Below are 19,575 nucleotides of genomic sequence, written 5' to 3'. Positions count from 1 at the left end.
CACGGCCCAACTCGGAGCGGCCGGGCCGCCCTCCGGCGAAGGAATCGTTAACCATCTTGCCGATAGAGCTTTGCATAAGGTGAGTGCGGGGTGATTCGATGGAAGCTGAAGTCAACGAGCGGACGAGTGTGTTCAAAGCCGGCGGGATCGTCGCATTTCCTCTCGAGGCGCGCACCGGCGAGATCGATCGCTGTGCTCGGGAACTCGATCGGGTCCACGGAAATGCCGCTCTGCAATTCTGGAAAACAGAGTGCCGGAAGCTTGCCGACGAACTCTTGAAACTTGGCTTGGGCGAAGACCAAATCCGCAGCCAGGTCCTCGCCTTCCAGGCGGAAGTCCAGGCCGCCATCGCACGCCGTTACGAGGCGCCTGCCGTCGAACGAAATCGGTCCGACAGCAGGACATGATCATCGACCGGTTTTCATAGAACGCCCCGATCAGGCACCTTCATTGCCCATCCAGCTGTGGACGGCGAAATGCGCCTCCTCGGCCGCCTTGATGAAGGCAGCGCGGGCGACGTCCGGCTCATCCTGCCCCTCGATCACGCGGTCGCAGATGACGAGCGCCTCGCTCCTGGCGCTGCCATCGCCGTCCGGCAGCGGCCAATGGTTCTTGAGGCAAAGAAACGCATCCCGGGTGCTTTGCACCCGAAGCACCCGGTTCGGCGCTTCCAGGATCACCGCTTCGCTCCACAGGCGGTCCTGCGTCAGGCCGGGCATGGCGACATTCCTTCAAGCTGCTGGTCTTCCGGTTCGCGGTGGCGGGACATGCCCTCAAGCACGAGTTCTCCAAGTTCCGGGCTCACGCGAACGATATCCGCCAGCGCGATGATACCGGCGGCGTGACGCTTTTCGTCCACGACCACAAGCTGCCGTATTCTCAGATCGTGCATCTTCTGAGCGGCGAGCAGGATGCTGTCTCCCTCCTCGCAGGATTCCGCCGCCACCGTCATGAACTCGAACACCGCCGTCGATGTCGACAGCGCCTGGGCGACGACCGAGACAAGGATGTCGCGATCGGTGACGATCCCGAGGATCGTGCCAACCCCCGGAACCTCCACCGGCAATGCGCCGACACCGGTCTCCTTCATCAGCCGGGCGACGGACTGCGCCGTGTCCGTCGGCGAAACCGTATAGACCTGGCGAGACATCACGTCGCGGACGCGCATGCCCTTGTCTGAGGAGGCCCTGTCTACAGGCGCCTTGTCTTCAGGGCCGGCCATCTACGAGGCTCCTGCCATTGACCGAGGCCGGCACCGCGATTTCCTCATCCGGCGATTTCTTGAGGGGGAGATCGACCTGATGCGGCACGGTAACCTGCGGTTGCCATGCATTCCGCGGCGCCTTCTTGCCGGGATTTGGATTTTCAGGCGGCCGGGCAAATCTCGGACGCATTTTCTTCACTCGTTGTCGCACAATTCAATCCCTTCTGTTGACGTGGACCTGCGCGGCTAAAACCGCGGACTCTTCGTTAACGCGCCAACAGACAGTGCGGTTCCCACAAATTTGCTCGGCTTTGCTCAGGACAGGCGGGGGGCGGAGACGATGGAAATCGGGATGCCCTGGCAGGCTGGCCCGTCAGGAAAAGCGGCATGGAGGCAGTCCGCCATGCCGCGCTCTCAAATTTACTGGAGGACCTCCACGACCGTATGGGTCTTCGGATTTATGATCACGCGCTTCTCGTTGACGATCGCGTATGCAAAATCCGGCTGATCAGGGATCGTATGTATCTCCACGGTTTCCGGCAGGGGCTGTCCAACGACGACCTCGCCCTCATATACGACGGACGGCGTTTGCTGCTCCAGTACATAGGTCCTGACCTCGCCCGGCAGGACGACGGTCGTTTGGGCGACCGCCGATACGGGGAGCAACAGGGCGGCACAAATCAAGGCAAACTTCTTCATGATTTTCTCCTTCCTAAGGCCCACCTAACCGGGTGCGACGGCGTTTGGTTCCCGCAAGCCGTTTGGCCCTCCTCGCAAGCGCCGTTTGTGCCAACCAAAGATATCGGGATCGTGGCCAACGGGCGATGCCAGCGCTGTTCCGATACCAAACGCCGTGAATTGTGACGTCTCGCTAGGAACCAAAACCGCGGACAGGCATTTTCCTTCGCGTCACCAAGAAATACTCACGGCCAAAAGGGCGATATTCGATATGCCTGCCACCGCCGGTCACGCGTCGCAGCCATTACCGCAAATTGAAGAGCAGGTCGTCGACCTGATACCGGCGTTGCGGGCCTTTGCCCGGACGTTTACGTCGGCGTCATTCGAGGCTGACGATCTCGTGCAGGAAACGCTGCTTCGCGCCCTGCGCAGCATCGATCAGTTCGCGCCGGGCACGAGCCTCAAATCCTGGCTGTTCACGATCATGCGCAATGCTTTCCGTACGCAATACAAGATCCGCACGCGCGAAGGCCCCGGAAGCATCAACTGCGCGGAACTGCCGATCCCGACCGCTCCCTCCCAGGAGTGGTGTGTGCTCAACGGTGAGCTTCGGACGGCCTTGGGGTATCTTTCTCCCGAGCACCGCGAAGTCCTGGTGCTCGTTGCCGGGTTCGGCATGAGCTACAAAGAGGCAGCCGATATTTGCGATTGCGCGATCGGAACGATCAAGAGCAGGTTAAGCCGCGCTCGCGACGAATTGACCGTGCAGATGCACGGGAACCCCTTGAATTGAACCATCGTTGCGCGCCTACAGCGTCGCCCGTCCAGACGCGCAAAGGTCGCTGCAGCACTTTGAATTGCTGCATGTTTTCATCCCTAGATCGGCGACGATCTAAAGAAATATGCACCAGGCCCGGTTACTTCTTTCGCGCGTTGAGCGCTTCCTGCAACTGCTGCGCCAGTTCAAGCAGACGTTGCGGCACCGCCTCCTTCTCGATCTTGCCCAACAGGAATGCGATCCGCTCCTCGACGGCCATGTCTGCGTCCGCACCTGCGCTGGCTTTGGCTTCGCTCATTCGTCCGTCCTTCTTACCGGGATGCCGAACCTAAAATATGGTCCCGGGTTCCCCGTGTAAATCACCAAAACGAATCCGACACGAAAACCGTATCCACTTGAATCTGTAACCTTTTTTCAATCGCCAGTGGGGGCGGATCTTAACCACCAGAAGATTGGCGACGCCAGAACCGGGGCGGCAAACAAGGCATCGAGAGCGCGCTCAAGACTTCGAAACGTGCTCCTTCTTGCCCTTGCGCTTGGTCGACGCCATTTCCTCGAGTTCCTTTTCGCTCATGGACTCGGCCATGTTCTTGGAGGCTCCCTTGAGCTCACTTTTTTTCATGTCGCCACGCTTGGCGGCGAGTGCAGCGCCGGCCGCCTTCTGTTGCGCCTTCGATTTTGCAGGCATCTCGTCTTCCTCCGCTCACGCGAGCCGGACGGCCGCAAACGCGTCGATCTTGCAATATTCCGCGCCCCGGCCATCGGTGATATCGGGGCCCTCGGAACCGGCGAGATCGAATTATGTTCCGCAAACCTCACCGCGTTGGGGGATGTTTATTCCGGCTCGACGAGACTCGTCGCCAGGATCTTGTCTATCCGCCTGCCATCCATGTCGACGATCTCGAACCGCCAGCCATCGAACTCGAAGCATTCACCGACATCGGGCAGATGCCCGAGAATGTGCAGCGCGAAACCGGCGATCGTGTGATAGCCGCCGTCCTGCGGCCGGTCGTGCAGCTTCAGTCTGTCGAAGGCGTCATGGGCCGACATCATCCCGTCGATGAGAAGAGAACCGTCCTCGCGCTCGATCACCGTCCGCTCTTCCGCCTCTATGTCCGGCAGGTCGCCGGCAATCGCCTCCAGAAGATCCGTCTGCGTGACGATGCCTTCGAGGCTTCCATATTCGTCGACGATCGTCGCGAGGCGGACGGGTGCGGACTTGAACCGCTCGAGAACGCGGAAAACCGGTGTTGCCTCATGCAGGATCAACGGTTCGCGAATGACGCCGAAGGGGTCGACGGGCTTGCCGTCGAGCAATTGATCGAGCAGGTCCTTCTTCAGCACCATCCCTATCGGCTCGTCGATATTGCCCCTGCCGATCAGCAACTGCTCGTGCCGACAGTCCCGGACCGTCTTTAAAACATCCGCCGGAGGATCGTCGGCATCGATCCAGTCGACATCGACGCGCGGGGTCATGAAATCCGATATCCGGCGATCGCCGATGCTGAAGATGCGCTGGACCAGTTCCTGCTGGGCTTCGTCGAGAAGCCCCGCCTGATGGCTCTCCGCGACGATAAGCTTGAGTTCCGCAGGCGAGTGCAGCGAGGCCTCGCCGGCTCCCGGGCTCAAGCCGGCCAGACGCAGCACCAGATTGCCGAGGCCATTCAGCACCAGGATTGCCGGTCGAAGCAGAAACAGGAAAAGACCAAGCGGTCGGACGACAGCAAGCGCCGTGCCCTCACTGCGCTGCAGCGCCAGGCTCTTGGGCGCCAGTTCCCCAAGCACGATATGGAGCGCGGTGATGATCACAAAGGCTATCACCGACGCGATGGCATGCGATCCGGCCTTGGCCCATAACTGTGGCAGGACTGCCAGCAACGGCTCGATCAGATGGGCGAGAGCCGGCTCGCCGATCCATCCGAGGGCGAGCGACGAGATTGTGATGCCGAGCTGCGTTGCAGCGAGATTGGAATCCAGATGGTCGACGGCACGTCGAAGAGCGGTCGCATTGATCCGTTTCTGCGTCACCAGCTCCGCGACGCGGCTCCGCCGAACCGAAACCAGCGAGAATTCGGCCGCGACGAAGAAGCCGTTCGCGGCCACCAGCAAGAACACCGCCATGATTCCGAGGAAATCGAACAGGCTACTGTCAGGGGTCGGCATGTTCTCCTTTCGGGCCCGAGCGGACCCCGCCGTTTCACCGAACCAGGAGTTTAACACGCCGCTTCCGGGCGGGCATGCCGTCAAATCGCGACGCGCAGCAGCTCTGTCCAAAACCTCGCGACGTTCGGCTCAGACCGAATACCCCGTCTGAGCCTAATCGTTGTGGATCTCCAGCGTCTTGCTGAAGATCAGCGCGGCAATGGTGCAGAGGGCGCCGGAAAGCAGGTAGTAGCCTGCAAAAGCCAAGCCGAAACGGCTGGTCAGACCCAGCGCCACCAGCGGCGCGAAGCCCGCGCCTATCAGCCACGACAGGTCCGAGGTGAGTGCCGCCCCGGTGTAGCGATAGGCCCGGCCGAAACGGGATGCGACAGCACCGGCGGCCTGGCCGAAAGACAGGCCCAGGAGGCTGAAGCCGACGAGCACGAATGCGTTCCTGCCGGCTACGCCAGCCTCGAGCAGCATCGGGGCGACAAAGCTGAAAATGGCGATCAGCACGGCGCAGACGCCGAGGTGGTAACGGCGACCGATGCGATCGGCGATGAGCCCCGAGGCGACAATCGCAACGATGCCGCAGATCGCCCCCAGGAACTGCACCATCAGGAACGAGCTGGCGCCATGATCCGTATAGATCTCCACCCAGCCGAGTGGAAAGACGGTGACAAGATGGAAGAGTGCGAAGCTTGCAAGCGGCACGAAAGCGCCGATGAGCACGTTGCGCCCATGCAATCGCAGCACTTCGGTGACCTGCCTTGCCTGCAGCTCGTGCTCTTCCAGAAGGGTTCCGAATTCCTTGGTCATCACAAGGCGCAGCCGCGTGAACAGCGCCACGACATTGATCGCGAAGGCGACGAAGAACGGGTAGCGCCATCCCCAACTGAGGAAGTCGGCCTCGGAAAGGGACATCAGGAAATAGGCAAAGAGCGCACTCGCCAGCATGAAGCCGATCGGCGCGCCGAGTTGCGGGATCATCGCGTACCAGCCGCGATGGTGCTGCGGCGCGTTGAGCGCGAGCAGCGAGGCGAGCCCGTCCCAGGCGCCGCCGAGCGCAAAGCCCTGCCCCAGCCGGCAGATCGCCAGCATGACTATCGCCCAGACGCCGAGCGTCTCATAGCCCGGCAGGAAGGCGATGGAGGCCGTCGAGCCGCCGAGAAGGAAGAGGGCGATGGTCAGCTTGACGCCGCGACCGTAGGTCCGGTCGATCGCCATGAAGACGAGAGAGCCGACAGGCCGGGCGACAAAGGCCAGTGCGAAAATGGCGAAGGAATAAAGTGTTGCGGTCAACTGGTCGGGCGCAAAGGGAAAGAATAGCTGCGGGAAGACGACAACGGAGGCAATGCCATAGACGAAGAAGTCGAAAAATTCGGCGGCGCGACCGATGACGACGCCGATCGCGATGTTGCCAGCCGAAACGGGCCTGTCGTCGTGAATGCGCCGCGCGTCGCGCTCCATCGAGGAAGACGACGGCCCGAGGGACTGTTGCGACACACTGCTCATAAAAGGCCTCCCACCGCTCGGAGCCGCTTTGCCTTGCGCCTCTCACAGGGGATGTTGATCAATCGCCCGATCATATCAAGTGTTGAATTGCGAAATTGCGGCTTGCCGTAGTAAAAATTCCGGTCCTCCGGGACAGGACTACCGGCAGCCGACGTGCCCCGACTTCCCGCTGCAATGCACAAGATTGCTGCGGTGCGACCAAAAACCTCATACCGCTTGATCCCCTCCTACTTTAGTCGCAGGGCGGTCGTCATCAGAAAGGGCTCAGAGACGTGCCAGGATTTCTGAAGTTAACCCGCCACATCGCCCTCTTGCCGCCGCTCCTGCTGCTTGCGGGGTGCGACATGGTGGTCATGGCCCCCTCGGGTGACATCGCCGCGCAGCAGCGCGATCTCATCGTCATCTCGACGATCCTCATGCTGCTGATCATCGTACCGGTGATCTTCCTGACGCTTCTCTTCGCCTGGCGATACCGCCGGGCAAACACGGCCGCGACGTACGATCCGGAATGGCATCATTCGACGGCGTTGGAAGTGGTGATCTGGTCGGCACCTCTCGCCATTATAATTGCACTCGGCGCCGTCACCTGGATCAGCACCCACAAGCTCGATCCCTATCGGCCGCTGGACCGGATCGATGCGGCGCGGCCTGTCCCGGCAGACGTCAAGCCGGTGACTGTCGAGGTCGTCGCGCTCGATTGGAAATGGCTGTTCTTCTATCCCGATCAGGGGATCGCGACGGTCAACGAACTCGCGGCGCCGGTGGATGTGCCGATCAACTTCAAGATCACCGCGTCCTCGGTGATGAACTCGTTCTATATTCCGGCGCTTGCCGGCCAGATCTACGCTATGCCCGGCATGCAGACGAAGCTGCATGCCGTCATCAACAAGCAGGGCGAGTACGAGGGCTTCTCGGCAAATTACAGCGGCGACGGCTTCTCGCACATGCGCTTCAAGTTCCACGGCGTCGACCGGCAGGGCTTCGATGCCTGGGTGGCACGCGTCAAGTCGCAGGGAACGGCGCTCAATCGCGATGCCTATCTGAAGCTTGAAAAGCCGAGCGAGCGGGAACCGGTGCGCTACTTCGCAACCGTCGAAGCGGGCCTCTACGAGGCGATCCTCAACATGTGCGCGACACCCGGCAAGATGTGCATGCACGAGATGATGCACATCGACGCGATGGGCGGCGCGGGCAAGGAAAGTTTCAAGAACCACGACCGTCTCGAATACGACAACAGGCACGCCACCGAAGAAGGCGCGCCGGCGGCAACCTTCCCGGCGACCGGCACGCCGGCGCGTAGCGAGGAGCAGCCGGAAGGCACGAACGAGCCGATGCAGCACGAAATGCCCGGAATGGGAGGACACGAGGGGCACTCGATGCCGGACATGCAAGAGGGCAGCGACCCGGCGCCGGCGCAGCTTAGAAACTGAACCCGGCGCCTTCAGCGTCGCAAGGACACCAACGAACGGGTTTCCCTATGTTCTCCGATCCAGATCTCCTGAAATTCGTCTTTGGCCGGCTGACCCTCGAGGCGATCCCCTATCACGAACCTATCCTCGTCGCGACATTCATCGCCGTCGTCATCGGCGGCATCGGGCTCCTCGGTCTGATCACCTATTACCGGTTCTGGGGAACGCTCTGGCGCGACTGGCTGACCAGCGTCGACCACAAAAAGATCGGCATCATGTATGTCATCCTCGCGCTGGTGATGCTGCTGCGCGGCTTCGCCGACGCGATCATGATGCGCCTGCAGCAGGCAATGGCCTTCGGCGGCTCGGAGGGCTACCTGCCGCCGCATCACTACGACCAGATCTTCACCGCGCACGGCGTCATCATGATCTTCTTCATGGCGATGCCCTTCGTCACTGGACTCATGAACTTCGTGGTACCGCTGCAGATCGGCGCCCGCGACGTGTCCTTCCCGTTCCTCAACAATTTCAGCTTCTGGATGACGACCGCCGGCGCGATCATCATCATGCTGTCGCTGTTCGTCGGCGAATTCGCCCGCACCGGCTGGCTTGCCTATCCGCCGCTCTCCGGGGCGGACTATAGCCCCGGCGTCGGTGTCGACTATTACATATGGGGACTGCAGGTCGCCGGCATCGGCACGACGCTGTCGGGCATCAACCTCATCGCCACGATCGTGAAGATGCGCGCCCCCGGCATGACGATGATGAAGATGCCGGTCTTCACCTGGACCTCGCTCTGCACCAACGTGCTGATCGTCGCAACCTTCCCGGTTCTGACCGCGACGCTGGCGCTGCTTACCCTCGACCGTTACGTCGGCACCAACTTCTTCACCAACGACCTCGGCGGCGACCCGATGATGTATGTCAACCTCATCTGGATCTGGGGCCATCCGGAGGTCTACATCCTGGTGCTGCCGGCCTTCGGCATCTTCTCGGAAGTCGTCGCCACCTTCTGCGGCAAGCGGCTGTTCGGCTACGCCTCGATGGTCTATGCGACGGTGGTCATCACCATCCTCTCCTATATCGTCTGGCTGCACCACTTCTTCACCATGGGTTCGGGCGCCAGCGTCAACGCCTTCTTCGGCATCACGACGATGATCATCTCGATCCCGACGGGCGCCAAGATGTTCAACTGGCTCTTCACCATGTATCGCGGCCGCATCCGCTACGAGGTGCCGATGCTTTGGACGGTCGGCTTCATGGTGACCTTCGTCATCGGCGGCATGACCGGCGTGTTGCTCGCCGTGCCGCCGGCCGATTTCGTGCTACACAACTCGCTGTTCCTGATCGCCCATTTCCATAACGTCATCATCGGCGGCGTCGTCTTCGGGTTGATGGCCGGCGTCGTCTACTGGTTCCCGAAGGCCTCCGGCTTCAGGCTCGATCCGTTCTGGGGCAAGATGTCCTTCTGGTTCTGGCTGACAGGCTTCTACTTCGCCTTCATGCCGCTCTACGTGCTCGGCCTGATGGGCGTGACCCGCCGCGTCAGCCAGTTCGAGGATCCGTCGTTGCAGATCTGGTTCCTGATCGCCGCCTTCGGCGCCTTCCTGATCGCCCTCGGCATTCTGTCGATGCTCGTCCAGCTCGTCGTCAGCTTCATCAGACGCGAAGAATTGCGCGACACGACCGGCGACCCCTGGGACGCCCGGACGCTCGAATGGTCGACGTCGTCGCCGCCGCCGGACTATAATTTCGCCTTCACGCCGGTCGTCCACGACCAGGATTCCTGGTGGGACATGAAGAAGCGCGGTGCCAGCCGCCCGCTCTCCGGCTTCAAGCCGATCCATATGCCCAGGAACACCGGCACCGGCGTCATCCTCGGCGCTATCAGCGTCGCCTTCGCCTTCGGGATGATCTGGTACATGTGGTGGCTTGCCGGCCTTTCCTTCCTCGCCATGGTCGCGATCGCGATCGGCCACACCTTCAACTACGACCGCGACTTCTACATCCCGGCAGACGTCGTCACCGAAACGGAGGGCAAGCGCACCGAACTGCTTGCCAGCGAGGTGTAGGATCATGACTGAGCTTCACGCCGATCAAGCCCTGCAGGAAGGCAAGGCACCGACCTTTTACCTCGAGGAAGAGCATCATCCGGAAGGGAGCACGATGCTCGGCTTCTGGCTCTATCTGATGAGCGACTGCCTGATCTTCGCGGTCCTTTTCGCCACCCATGCCGTGGTCGGCCGCAACTACGCGGCCGGACCGTCGCCGGCCGATCTCTTCGACCTGCCGCTCGTCGCCGTGAACACGTCGATGCTGCTGTTCTCGTCGATCACCTACGGCTTCGCCATGCTGGAGATGGAGAAGGCGAAAAAGAATACGACGCTCGTCTGGATGGCGGTCACTGCCCTCTTCGGAATCGCCTTCGTCGGGCTCGAACTCTACGAATTCGCGCACATGATCCACGAAGGTGCCGGACCGCAGCGCAGCGCCTTCTTGTCTTCCTTCTTCACGCTCGTCGGCACGCACGGCCTGCACGTCACCTCCGGCATCATCTGGATGTTCGTGCTGATGGCCCAGGTGGCAAAACGCGGGCTGATCCTGGAAAACAAGCGCCGCTTGATGTGCCTGTCGATGTTCTGGCACTTCCTCGACGTCGTCTGGATCGGCGTCTTTTCCTTCGTCTATCTGATGGGAGTTCTCGGATGAGCACGCACGCACCTTCGCATGAGGATGCATTTGAAGCCCATCATGGCCATAGCCACGGCCACGAGGCTGGCCACGGCACGTTCAAAAGCTATGTGACCGGCTTTGTCCTCTCCGTCATCCTGACCGCCATTCCCTTCTGGCTGGTGATGGCCGACGTCCTCGAGAGCCCGGTCTTGACGGCCGTCATCATCATGGCGCTCGGTGCCATCCAGATCGTCGTGCACATGATCTTCTTTCTGCACATGAACACCCGATCGGAAGGCGGCTGGACGATGATGGCGCTGATCTTCACCATCGTCCTCGTTGCCATCGCGCTCTCCGGTTCGCTCTGGGTCATGCACCATCTCGACGAGAACATGATGCCGATGAGCCCCGAGATGATGAAGAACATGCCGTGACAAAGGGGCCTCAGCTTCGCCCCTCACCCCAGCCCTCTCCGCGCGAGCGGGGAGAGGGGGCAAGAACGGTGCTGCATATCCCTTCTCCCCGCCTGCGGGGAGAAGGTGGCGGCAGCCGGATGAGGGGCGGCGCTGATACAAGCGGCACGCATTTTCACCTCCCCCTTTCAGTCGACAACACGCCGTGAGCAATCCCGAAAGTGCGCCTCCACCACGCTCCCGGCTGTCGCTCGCGATCCTCAGCGTCATCGGGCTCCTGCTGGTCGCCGGCCTGCTGGCGCTCGGGACATGGCAGGTCAAACGCCTCTCCTGGAAACTCGACCTGATCGCCCGGGTCGAGGAACGCATCCACGCAACGCCCGTCCCTCCACCGTCTCACAGCGACTGGGCGAATGTCGGTGCGGCACGCGACGAATACCGGCGCGTGCGGGTCCGCGGCCGTTTCCTCAACGACAAGGAAACGCTGGTCTATGCCGCGACCGAGCTCGGCGCCGGCTACTGGGTGATGACGCCGCTGGCGCTTAACGACGGCACGACGGTGTTCGTCAATCGCGGCTTCGTCCCGGCGGAGAAGCGCGCACCGGCAACACAGTCACCGGGTCGGATAACAGGCGACACGACGGTCACTGGCCTGATGCGCATGGATGAGCCGGAAGGCTCGCTGCTGCGCTCCAATAAGCCTCGGGAGGAGCGCTGGTACTCCCGGGACGTCGGCGCCATCGCGGCGGCGCGCGGCCTCTCCGGCGTTGCGCCCTACTTCATCGACGCCGATGCGACGCCCAATCCCGGCGGTCTTCCGGTCGGCGGACTGACGCGAGTCGCCTTCTCCAACAATCACCTCGTCTACGCCGTGACCTGGTACTGCCTGGCTGCAATGACCGCCGCCATGCTGATCTTCTTCTGGCGTTCGGCGACAAGAGACGACCGCGGCGCGCCGGGAGAGCACGGAAAGCGCAACCTTCACGATCGCTGCAGCAGATAAAAGACATAGCCGTAGCTGTCGCCGGCCGTTTCGAAGACCTCGATCTCCTTCAACGTCTCCTGGGCGAGAGCCCTCACCGCGGCATCCTGATGACTGGCGAGGGTCGTGGCGCGCGGCTCCAGCACTTCGTAGTAGTCGTCGATCCAGGCCGCTCGCGGCAGGGTATGCGTGCCCAACATACGATAGCCCGCTTCTTGCGCGAGCCTGATGTTTTCGGTGGTCAGCTTCATGTCGGGATAGCCGGCGCGGAAGAAGTCGCGGGCGGCGGCCGGAGCCGCGTCGCTCAGCCAGGCGAGTTCGCTGACGACGACGAAGCCGCCAGATCGCAGTGCCGGCGCCCACCGCGCAAGCGCGTCGGCGAAGCCGATATTGTAGGCGGCCCCCTCCGACCAGAGCAGATCGATTGAAGAGAAGACGGCCGGTATGTCGCTCATGTCCATGCAATGTGCCTGGATCCGCGATCCGACGCCGGCGTCCTCGGCGCGCCGCCGCAATTCGTCGAGAAACGGCTGGTGGGAGTCGACGGCGTGGATCGTGACGCCGAGCGCCGTGGCGAGCACCAGCGTCTGCCGACCTGCGCCGCAGCCTGCATCAACGACCAGGTCGAAATGGCCTTTCGGCAGGCTGCGCAGCGCCTGCAGCGTGTGGGCGTCGCTGCCGGGCCCGAGCTTGCCCATGCCACCGAAAAGAAGCTCAAGGGGATCGAGAGCAATCATGTGTCACCTCGAAGTGTCTTCGATCACGATCCTTCTGATCCTAACCACCGTGATCGAATAGTCCTCGGTAAGTAACTTCAGCAAACGCGCCGCCAGCTCAATTGACGGAGTTGAGGGTCATGGACGTGCCGGCGGCGGCGACGTTCAGCCCGAGCTGGCCGGTCACGCTGACCGTCTGGAGGTGGATCGATCCGGACGTGCCGCCGACGAGCACATTGGCACCCACGCCGGCGCCGACGGTCGCCTCGGCGGTCGCGCCCTTGTAGAGGCCGCTCAGCGAGCCGTGGTGGTATCCGGCCGTCGGCGCGAATACGGCCCAGAGCAGCCGGCTGCGCATGGTAAAGCCGATATCGACGCCGAGTTTGCGGATTTCGCCCGTATAGCGATCCTCGATCTCATCGCCGCCCAGCGAGCGGAATACGCAATCGATCTCCTTCGACGAGCCGAGCACATAGCCGGCACCACCGCCGATGTCGCATTCGAGATAACCGATCTTGACGCCGTCTTGCTCGTCCAGTGCCGGCGGCGCAGGTTGCTGCCGATAGGGCGTGAGGTCGGCTGCGTGGACGGCCATGCCGGCGAGAGACAGCGACGCTGCGGAAAGAGCCGCGACAAGATTCGTGTTCATGCATACTCCCTTCTCGGACCGGCGACGAGGCTCGCCCTTCCGACAACAAATTCAGCAATGGATGGCCCGCATCGCCACGGACGATGGGCGACGCGCGGGTGTAACGCCGCGGCACAGTTCAACTCCATTGAGACAATTCGGGGGCGTGTTTGTGGCCGTCACCAGCTTTTTACGTGTGTCTATTGCGGCCTACAGCACCATGCGTCTAGCCGGGGGAAGCCTCTATCCGTCGTTCACCAGATCGAGGATGAGCTGGTGAATATTGCCGCCGTCGTTGAGTTCCGCACGGTCGAAATCGCGGCTCTGCTGGCGCTGGGCGTTGGACAGCGCCCCCAGCCGCTTGGTCATTTCGGTCTTGATCTTTCGGCATTGCGGGTCGGCCGGAACCGTGAGCCCGACGGTCGCGGCCTCGATCTTGTTGACCATCTCCTTGATGAAATCGCCATGCACCAGCTCGTGCTTATGGACCCCGGCGATGAACGCCTCCCAGTGCTCCCGTGTGGCGAGCGGCAATGGCTTGGCGGGTTTCGGCAGGGTGTAAGTGATGGCAAGCTTCGGCAGCGCCGAAACGAGAACGCAGGCATCGCCCTGGACCTCGTATTTTCGCGACCAGGTGAGCTTGAAGCTCGTATGTGCGATGGCGCGCGTTGGCCCAAGCTTCGGACCGCGCTCGCCGATCGAGGCGTAGAGCTCAGGGCCGGATTGGCCGGCAATCGTGTAGCTCTTGACCTTCTCGATCGCCTGCCAGTCCGCCTTGGCAGCCGAAGGAAAAGTTGCCAGGGAGGCCAGCAGTAGAATAAATCGACGGTCTCTCTTCACGCGAACATCCCCGACGGCCTCAGTTGATTGCGGCCGGAAACTAATGAGCGCGGGCCTGGCTTTCAATCACCGATTTCGTGAGAACCGCTTAAACGCTGCTTAGCAGCAGGCTGGTTTCGCTGTTGGCCACGCCGTCGATCATCCGCACTTCGCGCAGGATCCGGTCGAATTCGGAGAGGTTCGCGGCGCGAATATTGGCGACCAGATCCCAATTGCCGTTCGTGGTGTGCAGCGTGTGGATTTCGGGGATGCCGCGCAGCTTGCGGATCACCTGTGTCGTCGATTTCCCGACGACCTCGATCATCATCACCGCGTGTACGGTGTTGAGGTCGTAGTCCTCGCGGACGCGCACCGTGAAGCCCATCAGCGTGCCGGTTTCGATCAGACGGTCCAGGCGGTTCTGCACGGTGCCACGCGCGACGCCGAGCGCATCTGAAAGCTTGGAAAGCGAAGCGCGTCCGTCGACGCGCAGGTGCGCGATGATCCGGCGATCCAGATCATCCGGCGTATATTTCGCAATGATCGTCTCTTTCGATGCCATGCTGACAATCTGCACAATTCGACTGGCAAAACTGCTCAAATGAATGACGAAAATAGCACAGCTTTGCCCTTTCGACCAGCGGCGCCTGACTCTAACATCCTGGAATATTCAGCACATGCAGGAGGAACCTCGTTGCTTTCACCGCTCCCGTCCGCCAAGGCCATGGTCCCCTTCGTCAGCGTCGAGAACATGATGCACCTCGTCCACCATCTCGGCATCGAGACGGTCCTGGCGGAGCTTACGGATGCGATCGAGGCAGATTTCCGCCGCTGGGAGAGCTTCGACAAGACGCCGCGCGTCGCCAGCCATTCGCGTGACGGCGTGATCGAGTTGATGCCGACCTCCGACGGAGCCGTCTACAGCTTCAAATATGTCAACGGCCATCCCAAGAACATCGTCGACGGGCTCCAGACCGTCACCGCCTTCGGCCTGCTTGCCGAAGTCTCGACCGGCTACCCGGTGCTGCTCACTGAAATGACGCTGCTGACGGCGCTCAGAACCGCCGCGACCTCGGCGATGGCCGCGCGTCACCTGGCGCCGAAGGGCGCGCGCATCATGGCGATGATCGGCAACGGCGCCCAGGCCGAGTTCCAGGCGCTGGCGATGAAGGCGGTCTGCGGCATCGACACGGTTCGGCTTTACGACATCGATCCCCGCGCCACCGAGAAGACGGCGCGCAACCTCGCGGGTTCCGGCCTCGATGTCATCGCCTGCCCATCCGCCCAAGCGGCGATCGAAGGCGCCGAGATCATCACCACCTGCACCGCGGACAAGCAGTTCGCGACGATCCTCACCGACAACATGGTCGGCGCCGGCGTCCATATCAACGCCATCGGCGGCGACTGCCCCGGCAAGACGGAGCTGCACCGCGACATCGTGCTCCGCTCGGACGTCTTCGTCGAATATCCGCCGCAGACCCGCGTCGAAGGCGAGATCCAGCAGATGGCGCCGGATTTTCCGGTGACCGAGCTCTGGAAGGTCGTTACCGGCGCAGCATCGGGCCGGCGCGACGCACGGCAGATCACGCTTTTCGACAGCGTCGGCTTCGCCATCGAAGACTTTTCGGCGCTCCGCTACGTGCGCGACCGGCTCTCCGGCACCGACTTCTTTCAGAATCTCGACATGATCGCCGATCCGGACGATCCGCGCGATCTGTTCGGTATGCTGCAGCGCGCCAAGTAAGCGGAGAAAGCGATGATGCCCGGCCGCTCCACCTATTCCATCCAGGCTCCCGCCGCGGTCGTTATGGTGCGGCCGCACCATTTCACGGTCAATACCGAAACGGCGGCCGACAATCGCTTCCAGGCCCGATGGGCAGCGGGCGAGGACCTTGGCCCGCTCGCCTTCGCCGAGATCAGCCGCGCCGCCGAGACGCTGAGAAGCCATGGCGTGGACGTTCATCTCTTCGAGGATATGGGCACCGAAACGCCGGATTCGGTCTTTCCCAACAACTGGTTCTCGACCCACGCCGGCGGTCATGTCGCAATCTATCCGATGAAGGCCGAAAGCCGCAGGCGCGAACGGCGCAGCGACGTCGTCGAGATGCTGAAAGCCCGGTACAGGGTGCAGGAAGTCATCGACTATTCCGGCCTCGAACCGGACGGGCTCTTCCTCGAAGGCACCGCGCCATGGTTCTCGACCACATCGACCGGGTCGCCTATGCGGTGCGCTCCGACCGCACCGACCCAATCGCGCTCGAACGCTTCTCGACACACTTCAACTTCGAACCCATGGTGTTCGACGCCCGTGACGGCGACGGCGTCCCGATCTATCACACCAATGTGCTGATGTGCGTCGCCACCGACTTCGCGATGATCGGCCTCGGCATGTTGACGGATCCGGCAAGGCGGCGGGAGATTGTCGCCCGGCTGGAGCGCTCGGGCCGTCGGGTGATCGCGCTTTCCAACGACCAGATCGCCCGCTTCGCCGGCAACGCGCTCGAACTCCAGGGGCAGCAGGGCCGCATCCTTGCCTTGTCGGCAACAGCGCTTGCCGCCTTGGACGAGGCGCAGATCGCCGCCATAGAGGAAAGCGCGACCCTCGTGGCGCTCGACATTCCGACCATCGAAAGGGCCGGCGGATCGGTCCGCTGCACGCTGGCCGGCATCCACTTGAGGCCGCGGGCGTGAGCCGACCCGGAACGTCGCGCCAAGTCTCGCTCTACTTGAGCCGCGCCAGCGCTTCTGCCGCCTCCTTGACGAGTGGATGATCCGGATGGCGGCGGATGAAGCGCTCGTAGGCTTCCACCGTATTCTCCGCCTTGACCCGCTCGAATTCCGACCGGACGGCCGCCTCGTGATCCGGAGGCTTCTGCATGTCCACCCCGCTTGCCTTTGTCGTGCCTGATGCAGTAGGAGCGGAGATTATTGCTGCCAGACTCACAGCGGCAAGGCACGACAGCAATCTCAGGAACGGCACGATTCTCTCCAATCTTAGTCAGTTCGTTACACAAATCGTAGGCATTCCGACCCTAACGTCGCCGGCACGATCTGCGTTTTTTGAAGCCGAGGCAATGGCCCGCGCTTTTCTGATGGGTATTTAGCATGAGCGGCACCGGCAAGACCGTCAAAACCTTGAATACGACCGGCAGCAGTCTGATCGACGGCGTGCTGTCGGGCTCCGCCTGGAGCGGCACGATCACCTATGCCTTTCCGGGCTCAAGCAGCAGCTATAGCTACAGCGGCGAGAAGGACAACGGCTTCGCTCAGATTTCGTCGGCGCAGATAAATGCCGCACGCTTCGCCATGGAGCTGGACTACGGTTCGACCGCCAATGACGGCTTTTCGGTCGAGGGATTCACGAACGCCAACTTCACTTCCGGGAGCGCATCCAGTGCGACGGTCCGGTTTGCGCAGTCGAACGAGCCGGAAACCGCCTGGGCTTACCTGCCGGGCGACTATGCTCAGGCCGGCGACATCTGGTTCGGCACCACCTATGCCGGCACAGTTGCCGATAATCGCAAACCGGTTGCCGGAAACTACGCGTGGCACACGATGCTGCACGAGCTCGGCCATGCACTTGGCCTGAAGCACGGCCACGAAGTAGAGGGCGCCTTCAAAGCTCTGCCTTCCCAATACGACTCGATCGAATATTCGATCATGACCTATCGCGGCTTTGTCGGCGGCTACGGCTACTCCTATGAACAGTACGGCGCGCCGCAGACCTTTATGATGGCCGACATCGCTGCGCTGCAGGAAATGTACGGCGCGGATTTCAGCACCAATAGCGGCAATACGGTCTACAAGTGGACGCCCGGCAGCGGCGCCACACTCGTGAACGGAGCAGTCGGCATCTCTCCTGGCGCCAATCGGATCTTCGCAACCATATGGGACGGCGGTGGCAGCGATACCTACGACCTCACCGCCTACAAGACCGGCCTCAAGATCGACTTGCGCCCGGGCAAGGCCTCGACCTTCAGTGCCGATCAACTTGCCTGGCTCGGCGGCGGCTCCAACGATGGCTTTGCCGTGGGCAATATCTTCAATGCGCTGCTCTATCATGGCGACACACGGTCGCTGATCGAGAACGTCTTGGGAGGCGCCGGCAACGACGCGATTACCGGCAATCAGGCGGCCAACAAGCTGTACGGCTATGCCGGCAACGACATTATGAATGGAGACACCGGCCATGACGTGCTTTACGGCGGCGTTGGTTCGGACAAGCTCTACGGCAGCAGTGGCAATGACGCGCTTGTGGGCGATGCAGGTAATGACGCGCTCTATGGCGGCACCGGAGCGGATAGGCTCTACGGTGGCGCTGGCGGTGATATCTTCGCGTTCAGAACACTGGCGGAAAGCACCGTCACCACTTCGGGCCGCGACGTTATTTACGACTTCCTCGCTTCGCAATCCGACCGGATCGATCTCTCCGCCATTGATGCCGACACGACCGCGACCGGCAACCAGGCGTTCACCTTCGTCGGGACCGCAGCATTCAGCGGCAAGAAGGGCGAGTTGCGGTACGACCTCGCTTCATCGGGCACCTATATCTACGGCGACGTGAACGGCGACAAGACGGCCGACTTCGCGATCCGCCTCGATGACGCCGTCACCCTGCAGAAGGGCTACTTCCTCCTTTAGGGCCAGAGGTAAGGCCGCCATCCTCTATCGCTCGGCAGTGAAGCCTTGCTGACGTGGCGGCCGGAGCGCTATCTCGCAACGCTGGCGCGCTGCTTCGCTGGCGGCCTCCCCAAGAAGTAGCCTGGCGCTCCTCGGTGGAAGCAGCATTCCTGTTTCCACCCGAGTGTGGTTCTTCGCCCGCATTCCGCTCCCATCATTTAGAACCGATCCCCTGGACCCTAGATCACCCTGATCTGGCGGAGCTCGCGCGCACAGCGACTTCGAACCCCTCCTCCAATGCCTGCAATTGACAAGTGCCGCCTATCGGATTATGACTGACGAAATTCAAAAATCGTCACTAATCACGAGTGCGAGCCCATGACCGAACCGGCAGAAAGCAGCATCGACACGACCAAGCAGGAAAATATCGCCCGTATCCTCGAATCCGCCGAGCGGCTTTTCCGGCACTACGGCTACAGCAAGACGAATGTGGCCGACATCGCGCGTGACCTCGAAATGTCGCCCGCCAATATCTACCGCTTCTTCGCCTCGAAGACGGAGATCCACCAGGCCCTTTGCGACCGAATGCTCGCGGCGAGCTATCAGCAGGCCGACGAGATTTCCCGCCTGCCCTTGAGCGCCTCGGAGCGCTTGCGGCGCTACGTTCACGGCCAGCACCAGCTCACCGTGGAAACCATGTTGGACGAGCAGAAGGTCCATGAGATGGTCGTCGTGGCGATCGAGCGGGACTGGCACGTCATCCAGAAACACATCGACCGCATCGACAAGCTTCTTGCCGGCATCATTCGCGAGGGCATCGAGGCCGGCGAGTTTGCCAGGCAGGATCCGGAGGTGGCAGCCCGATGCTTCGGTGCGAGCATCGTGACCCTCTGCCACCCGCAGATCGTCGCCCAGTGTCTTGCCAAGGAAAACCGCCCCACCCCCGACGAGCTGATCGAATTCGCCGTCAGAGCGCTGAAGAAATAAGAGCGGCGCCG

At 61.9% G+C, this 19,575-nt stretch carries 24 protein-coding genes and 1 pseudogene; 12 read left to right on the top strand and 13 right to left on the bottom strand.

Going from position 1 to position 19,575, the window contains the following annotated elements:
* Positions 1 to 98 precede the first annotated feature (98 nt).
* Complete coding sequence (locus N181_RS19315; RefSeq protein ID WP_014331469.1) at positions 99 to 407, top strand: DUF6074 family protein; 309 nt, start codon at positions 99 to 101, stop codon at positions 405 to 407.
* A 30-nt stretch (positions 408 to 437) separates the two neighbouring features.
* On the opposite strand, the gene N181_RS19310 is transcribed toward N181_RS19315, so the two are convergent.
* The 4 genes from N181_RS19310 to N181_RS19295 all read right to left on the bottom strand — a co-directional run bounded on the left by N181_RS19310 (position 438) and on the right by N181_RS19295 (position 1,903).
* Positions 438 to 719: a DUF982 domain-containing protein gene (locus N181_RS19310; RefSeq protein WP_014331468.1), complete on the bottom strand. Its 282-nt coding sequence runs from the start codon at positions 717 to 719 to the stop codon at positions 438 to 440.
* Entirely contained in the window at positions 707 to 1,222 is a 516-nt protein-coding gene (locus N181_RS19305) for a CBS domain-containing protein (RefSeq protein ID WP_014331467.1), read from the bottom strand. The genes N181_RS19310 and N181_RS19305 overlap by 13 nt, the downstream gene beginning before the upstream one ends.
* Positions 1,209 to 1,394, bottom strand: coding sequence for a hypothetical protein (locus N181_RS34295; protein WP_037454389.1), 186 nt, complete (start codon positions 1,392 to 1,394; stop codon positions 1,209 to 1,211). The genes N181_RS19305 and N181_RS34295 overlap by 14 nt, the downstream gene beginning before the upstream one ends.
* Before the next feature lie 230 nt (positions 1,395 to 1,624).
* The gene (locus N181_RS19295) at positions 1,625 to 1,903 is read right to left on the bottom strand and encodes a DUF1236 domain-containing protein (RefSeq protein ID WP_014331465.1); all 279 of its coding nucleotides are present in this window, start codon (positions 1,901 to 1,903) and stop codon (positions 1,625 to 1,627) included.
* Positions 1,904 to 2,153: 250 nt separating this feature from the next.
* On the opposite strand from N181_RS19295, the gene N181_RS19290 reads away from it, so the two are divergent.
* Entirely contained in the window at positions 2,154 to 2,675 is a 522-nt protein-coding gene (locus N181_RS19290) for a sigma-70 family RNA polymerase sigma factor (RefSeq protein ID WP_014331464.1), read from the top strand.
* A gap of 124 nt (positions 2,676 to 2,799) precedes the next feature.
* On the opposite strand, the gene N181_RS34085 is transcribed toward N181_RS19290, so the two are convergent.
* The 4 genes from N181_RS34085 to N181_RS19275 form a co-directional block, all read right to left on the bottom strand.
* Positions 2,800 to 2,958, bottom strand: a complete 159-nt coding sequence (locus N181_RS34085; RefSeq protein WP_014331462.1) for a hypothetical protein — start codon at positions 2,956 to 2,958, stop codon at positions 2,800 to 2,802.
* Positions 2,959 to 3,159: 201 nt separating this feature from the next.
* Positions 3,160 to 3,348, bottom strand: a complete 189-nt coding sequence (locus N181_RS19285; RefSeq protein WP_014331461.1) for a DUF3008 family protein — start codon at positions 3,346 to 3,348, stop codon at positions 3,160 to 3,162.
* Between the two features lie 146 nt (positions 3,349 to 3,494).
* Positions 3,495 to 4,823, bottom strand: a complete 1,329-nt coding sequence (locus tag N181_RS19280) for a hemolysin family protein (RefSeq protein ID WP_060563696.1) — start codon at positions 4,821 to 4,823, stop codon at positions 3,495 to 3,497.
* A gap of 153 nt (positions 4,824 to 4,976) precedes the next feature.
* Positions 4,977 to 6,317 (bottom strand): MFS transporter, encoded by a 1,341-nt coding sequence (locus N181_RS19275; RefSeq protein WP_060563695.1) that lies wholly within the window; start codon positions 6,315 to 6,317, stop codon positions 4,977 to 4,979.
* A 272-nt stretch (positions 6,318 to 6,589) separates the two neighbouring features.
* Here N181_RS19275 and cyoA point away from each other — a divergent pair, with 272 nt between their 5' ends.
* The 5 genes from cyoA to N181_RS19250 all read left to right on the top strand — a co-directional run bounded on the left by cyoA (position 6,590) and on the right by N181_RS19250 (position 11,815).
* A complete protein-coding gene (cyoA, locus tag N181_RS19270; protein WP_060563693.1) occupies positions 6,590 to 7,747 on the top strand; it encodes a ubiquinol oxidase subunit II in 1,158 nt (385 codons plus the stop codon).
* A 47-nt stretch (positions 7,748 to 7,794) separates the two neighbouring features.
* The gene (cyoB, locus tag N181_RS19265; RefSeq protein ID WP_060563692.1) at positions 7,795 to 9,798 is read left to right on the top strand and encodes a cytochrome o ubiquinol oxidase subunit I; all 2,004 of its coding nucleotides are present in this window, start codon (positions 7,795 to 7,797) and stop codon (positions 9,796 to 9,798) included.
* 4 nt (positions 9,799 to 9,802) lie between these two features.
* Complete coding sequence (gene cyoC / locus N181_RS19260; RefSeq protein ID WP_060563690.1) at positions 9,803 to 10,435, top strand: cytochrome o ubiquinol oxidase subunit III; 633 nt, start codon at positions 9,803 to 9,805, stop codon at positions 10,433 to 10,435.
* Positions 10,432 to 10,833, top strand: coding sequence for a cytochrome o ubiquinol oxidase subunit IV (gene cyoD, locus N181_RS19255; RefSeq protein ID WP_014331455.1), 402 nt, complete (start codon positions 10,432 to 10,434; stop codon positions 10,831 to 10,833). The genes cyoC and cyoD overlap by 4 nt, the downstream gene beginning before the upstream one ends.
* A 184-nt stretch (positions 10,834 to 11,017) precedes the next feature.
* Positions 11,018 to 11,815 (top strand): SURF1 family protein, encoded by a 798-nt coding sequence (locus N181_RS19250; protein WP_060563689.1) that lies wholly within the window; start codon positions 11,018 to 11,020, stop codon positions 11,813 to 11,815.
* Here the strand turns inward: N181_RS19250 and N181_RS19245 are convergent.
* From N181_RS19245 to N181_RS19230, 4 genes are all read right to left on the bottom strand, one after another.
* Positions 11,794 to 12,531 (bottom strand): class I SAM-dependent methyltransferase, encoded by a 738-nt coding sequence (locus N181_RS19245; RefSeq protein ID WP_081319011.1) that lies wholly within the window; start codon positions 12,529 to 12,531, stop codon positions 11,794 to 11,796. The genes N181_RS19250 and N181_RS19245 overlap by 22 nt on opposite strands.
* A 97-nt stretch (positions 12,532 to 12,628) precedes the next feature.
* Positions 12,629 to 13,159 (bottom strand): DUF992 domain-containing protein, encoded by a 531-nt coding sequence (locus N181_RS19240; RefSeq protein WP_060563684.1) that lies wholly within the window; start codon positions 13,157 to 13,159, stop codon positions 12,629 to 12,631.
* Between the two features lie 222 nt (positions 13,160 to 13,381).
* Positions 13,382 to 13,978, bottom strand: a complete 597-nt coding sequence (locus N181_RS19235) for a DUF922 domain-containing Zn-dependent protease (RefSeq protein ID WP_037392406.1) — start codon at positions 13,976 to 13,978, stop codon at positions 13,382 to 13,384.
* Between the two features lie 88 nt (positions 13,979 to 14,066).
* Positions 14,067 to 14,519: an Lrp/AsnC family transcriptional regulator gene (locus N181_RS19230; protein WP_014331450.1), complete on the bottom strand. Its 453-nt coding sequence runs from the start codon at positions 14,517 to 14,519 to the stop codon at positions 14,067 to 14,069.
* 132 nt (positions 14,520 to 14,651) lie between these two features.
* Between N181_RS19230 and N181_RS19225 the strand changes: the two genes are divergently transcribed.
* Together N181_RS19225 and ctlX are read left to right on the top strand one after the other, a co-directional pair.
* Positions 14,652 to 15,701, top strand: coding sequence for an ornithine cyclodeaminase (locus N181_RS19225; protein WP_060563682.1), 1,050 nt, complete (start codon positions 14,652 to 14,654; stop codon positions 15,699 to 15,701).
* 12 nt (positions 15,702 to 15,713) lie between these two features.
* A pseudogene (gene ctlX / locus N181_RS19220) lies at positions 15,714 to 16,648 on the top strand (citrulline utilization hydrolase CtlX).
* Between the two features lie 31 nt (positions 16,649 to 16,679).
* On the opposite strand, the gene N181_RS34080 reads toward ctlX, so the two are convergent.
* Positions 16,680 to 16,835, bottom strand: a complete 156-nt coding sequence (locus N181_RS34080; protein WP_080579734.1) for a hypothetical protein — start codon at positions 16,833 to 16,835, stop codon at positions 16,680 to 16,682.
* Between N181_RS34080 and N181_RS19215 the strand changes: the two genes are divergently transcribed.
* The 3 genes from N181_RS19215 to N181_RS19205 all read left to right on the top strand — a co-directional run bounded on the left by N181_RS19215 (position 16,834) and on the right by N181_RS19205 (position 19,564).
* Positions 16,834 to 17,061: a hypothetical protein gene (locus N181_RS19215; RefSeq protein ID WP_060563680.1), complete on the top strand. Its 228-nt coding sequence runs from the start codon at positions 16,834 to 16,836 to the stop codon at positions 17,059 to 17,061. The genes N181_RS34080 and N181_RS19215 overlap by 2 nt on opposite strands.
* A gap of 1 nt (position 17,062) precedes the next feature.
* Positions 17,063 to 18,598, top strand: a complete 1,536-nt coding sequence (locus N181_RS19210) for a M10 family metallopeptidase C-terminal domain-containing protein (protein ID WP_060563674.1) — start codon at positions 17,063 to 17,065, stop codon at positions 18,596 to 18,598.
* 357 nt (positions 18,599 to 18,955) lie between these two features.
* A complete protein-coding gene (locus N181_RS19205; RefSeq protein ID WP_060563672.1) occupies positions 18,956 to 19,564 on the top strand; it encodes a TetR/AcrR family transcriptional regulator in 609 nt (202 codons plus the stop codon).
* Positions 19,565 to 19,575 lie beyond the last annotated feature (11 nt).

This window comes from Sinorhizobium fredii USDA 205 (assembly GCF_001461695.1).
Classification (GTDB): Bacteria; Pseudomonadota; Alphaproteobacteria; order Rhizobiales; family Rhizobiaceae; genus Sinorhizobium; species Sinorhizobium fredii.
Note: the sequence above shows the minus strand (reverse complement) of the source record. Positions and strands in the feature narration are given on the sequence as shown.

Coding starts and splice junctions, on each gene's coding strand:
- N181_RS19275 (WP_060563695.1), bottom strand. CDS start 6,317: ATGAGCAGTGTGTCGCAACAGTCCCTCGGGCCGTCGTCTTCCTCGATG.
- N181_RS19315 (WP_014331469.1), top strand. CDS start 99: ATGGAAGCTGAAGTCAACGAGCGGACGAGTGTGTTCAAAGCCGGCGGG.
- N181_RS19310 (WP_014331468.1), bottom strand. CDS start 719: ATGCCCGGCCTGACGCAGGACCGCCTGTGGAGCGAAGCGGTGATCCTG.
- N181_RS19240 (WP_060563684.1), bottom strand. CDS start 13,159: ATGAACACGAATCTTGTCGCGGCTCTTTCCGCAGCGTCGCTGTCTCTC.
- N181_RS34295 (WP_037454389.1), bottom strand. CDS start 1,394: ATGCGTCCGAGATTTGCCCGGCCGCCTGAAAATCCAAATCCCGGCAAG.
- cyoD (WP_014331455.1), top strand. CDS start 10,432: ATGAGCACGCACGCACCTTCGCATGAGGATGCATTTGAAGCCCATCAT.
- cyoB (WP_060563692.1), top strand. CDS start 7,795: ATGTTCTCCGATCCAGATCTCCTGAAATTCGTCTTTGGCCGGCTGACC.
- N181_RS19305 (WP_014331467.1), bottom strand. CDS start 1,222: ATGGCCGGCCCTGAAGACAAGGCGCCTGTAGACAGGGCCTCCTCAGAC.
- N181_RS19230 (WP_014331450.1), bottom strand. CDS start 14,519: ATGGCATCGAAAGAGACGATCATTGCGAAATATACGCCGGATGATCTG.
- N181_RS19210 (WP_060563674.1), top strand. CDS start 17,063: ATGAGCGGCACCGGCAAGACCGTCAAAACCTTGAATACGACCGGCAGC.
- N181_RS19295 (WP_014331465.1), bottom strand. CDS start 1,903: ATGAAGAAGTTTGCCTTGATTTGTGCCGCCCTGTTGCTCCCCGTATCG.
- N181_RS34080 (WP_080579734.1), bottom strand. CDS start 16,835: ATGCAGAAGCCTCCGGATCACGAGGCGGCCGTCCGGTCGGAATTCGAG.
- N181_RS19215 (WP_060563680.1), top strand. CDS start 16,834: ATGTCCACCCCGCTTGCCTTTGTCGTGCCTGATGCAGTAGGAGCGGAG.
- cyoC (WP_060563690.1), top strand. CDS start 9,803: ATGACTGAGCTTCACGCCGATCAAGCCCTGCAGGAAGGCAAGGCACCG.
- N181_RS19280 (WP_060563696.1), bottom strand. CDS start 4,823: ATGCCGACCCCTGACAGTAGCCTGTTCGATTTCCTCGGAATCATGGCG.
- N181_RS19285 (WP_014331461.1), bottom strand. CDS start 3,348: ATGCCTGCAAAATCGAAGGCGCAACAGAAGGCGGCCGGCGCTGCACTC.
- N181_RS19205 (WP_060563672.1), top strand. CDS start 18,956: ATGACCGAACCGGCAGAAAGCAGCATCGACACGACCAAGCAGGAAAAT.
- N181_RS34085 (WP_014331462.1), bottom strand. CDS start 2,958: ATGAGCGAAGCCAAAGCCAGCGCAGGTGCGGACGCAGACATGGCCGTC.
- N181_RS19290 (WP_014331464.1), top strand. CDS start 2,154: ATGCCTGCCACCGCCGGTCACGCGTCGCAGCCATTACCGCAAATTGAA.
- N181_RS19245 (WP_081319011.1), bottom strand. CDS start 12,531: ATGATTGCTCTCGATCCCCTTGAGCTTCTTTTCGGTGGCATGGGCAAG.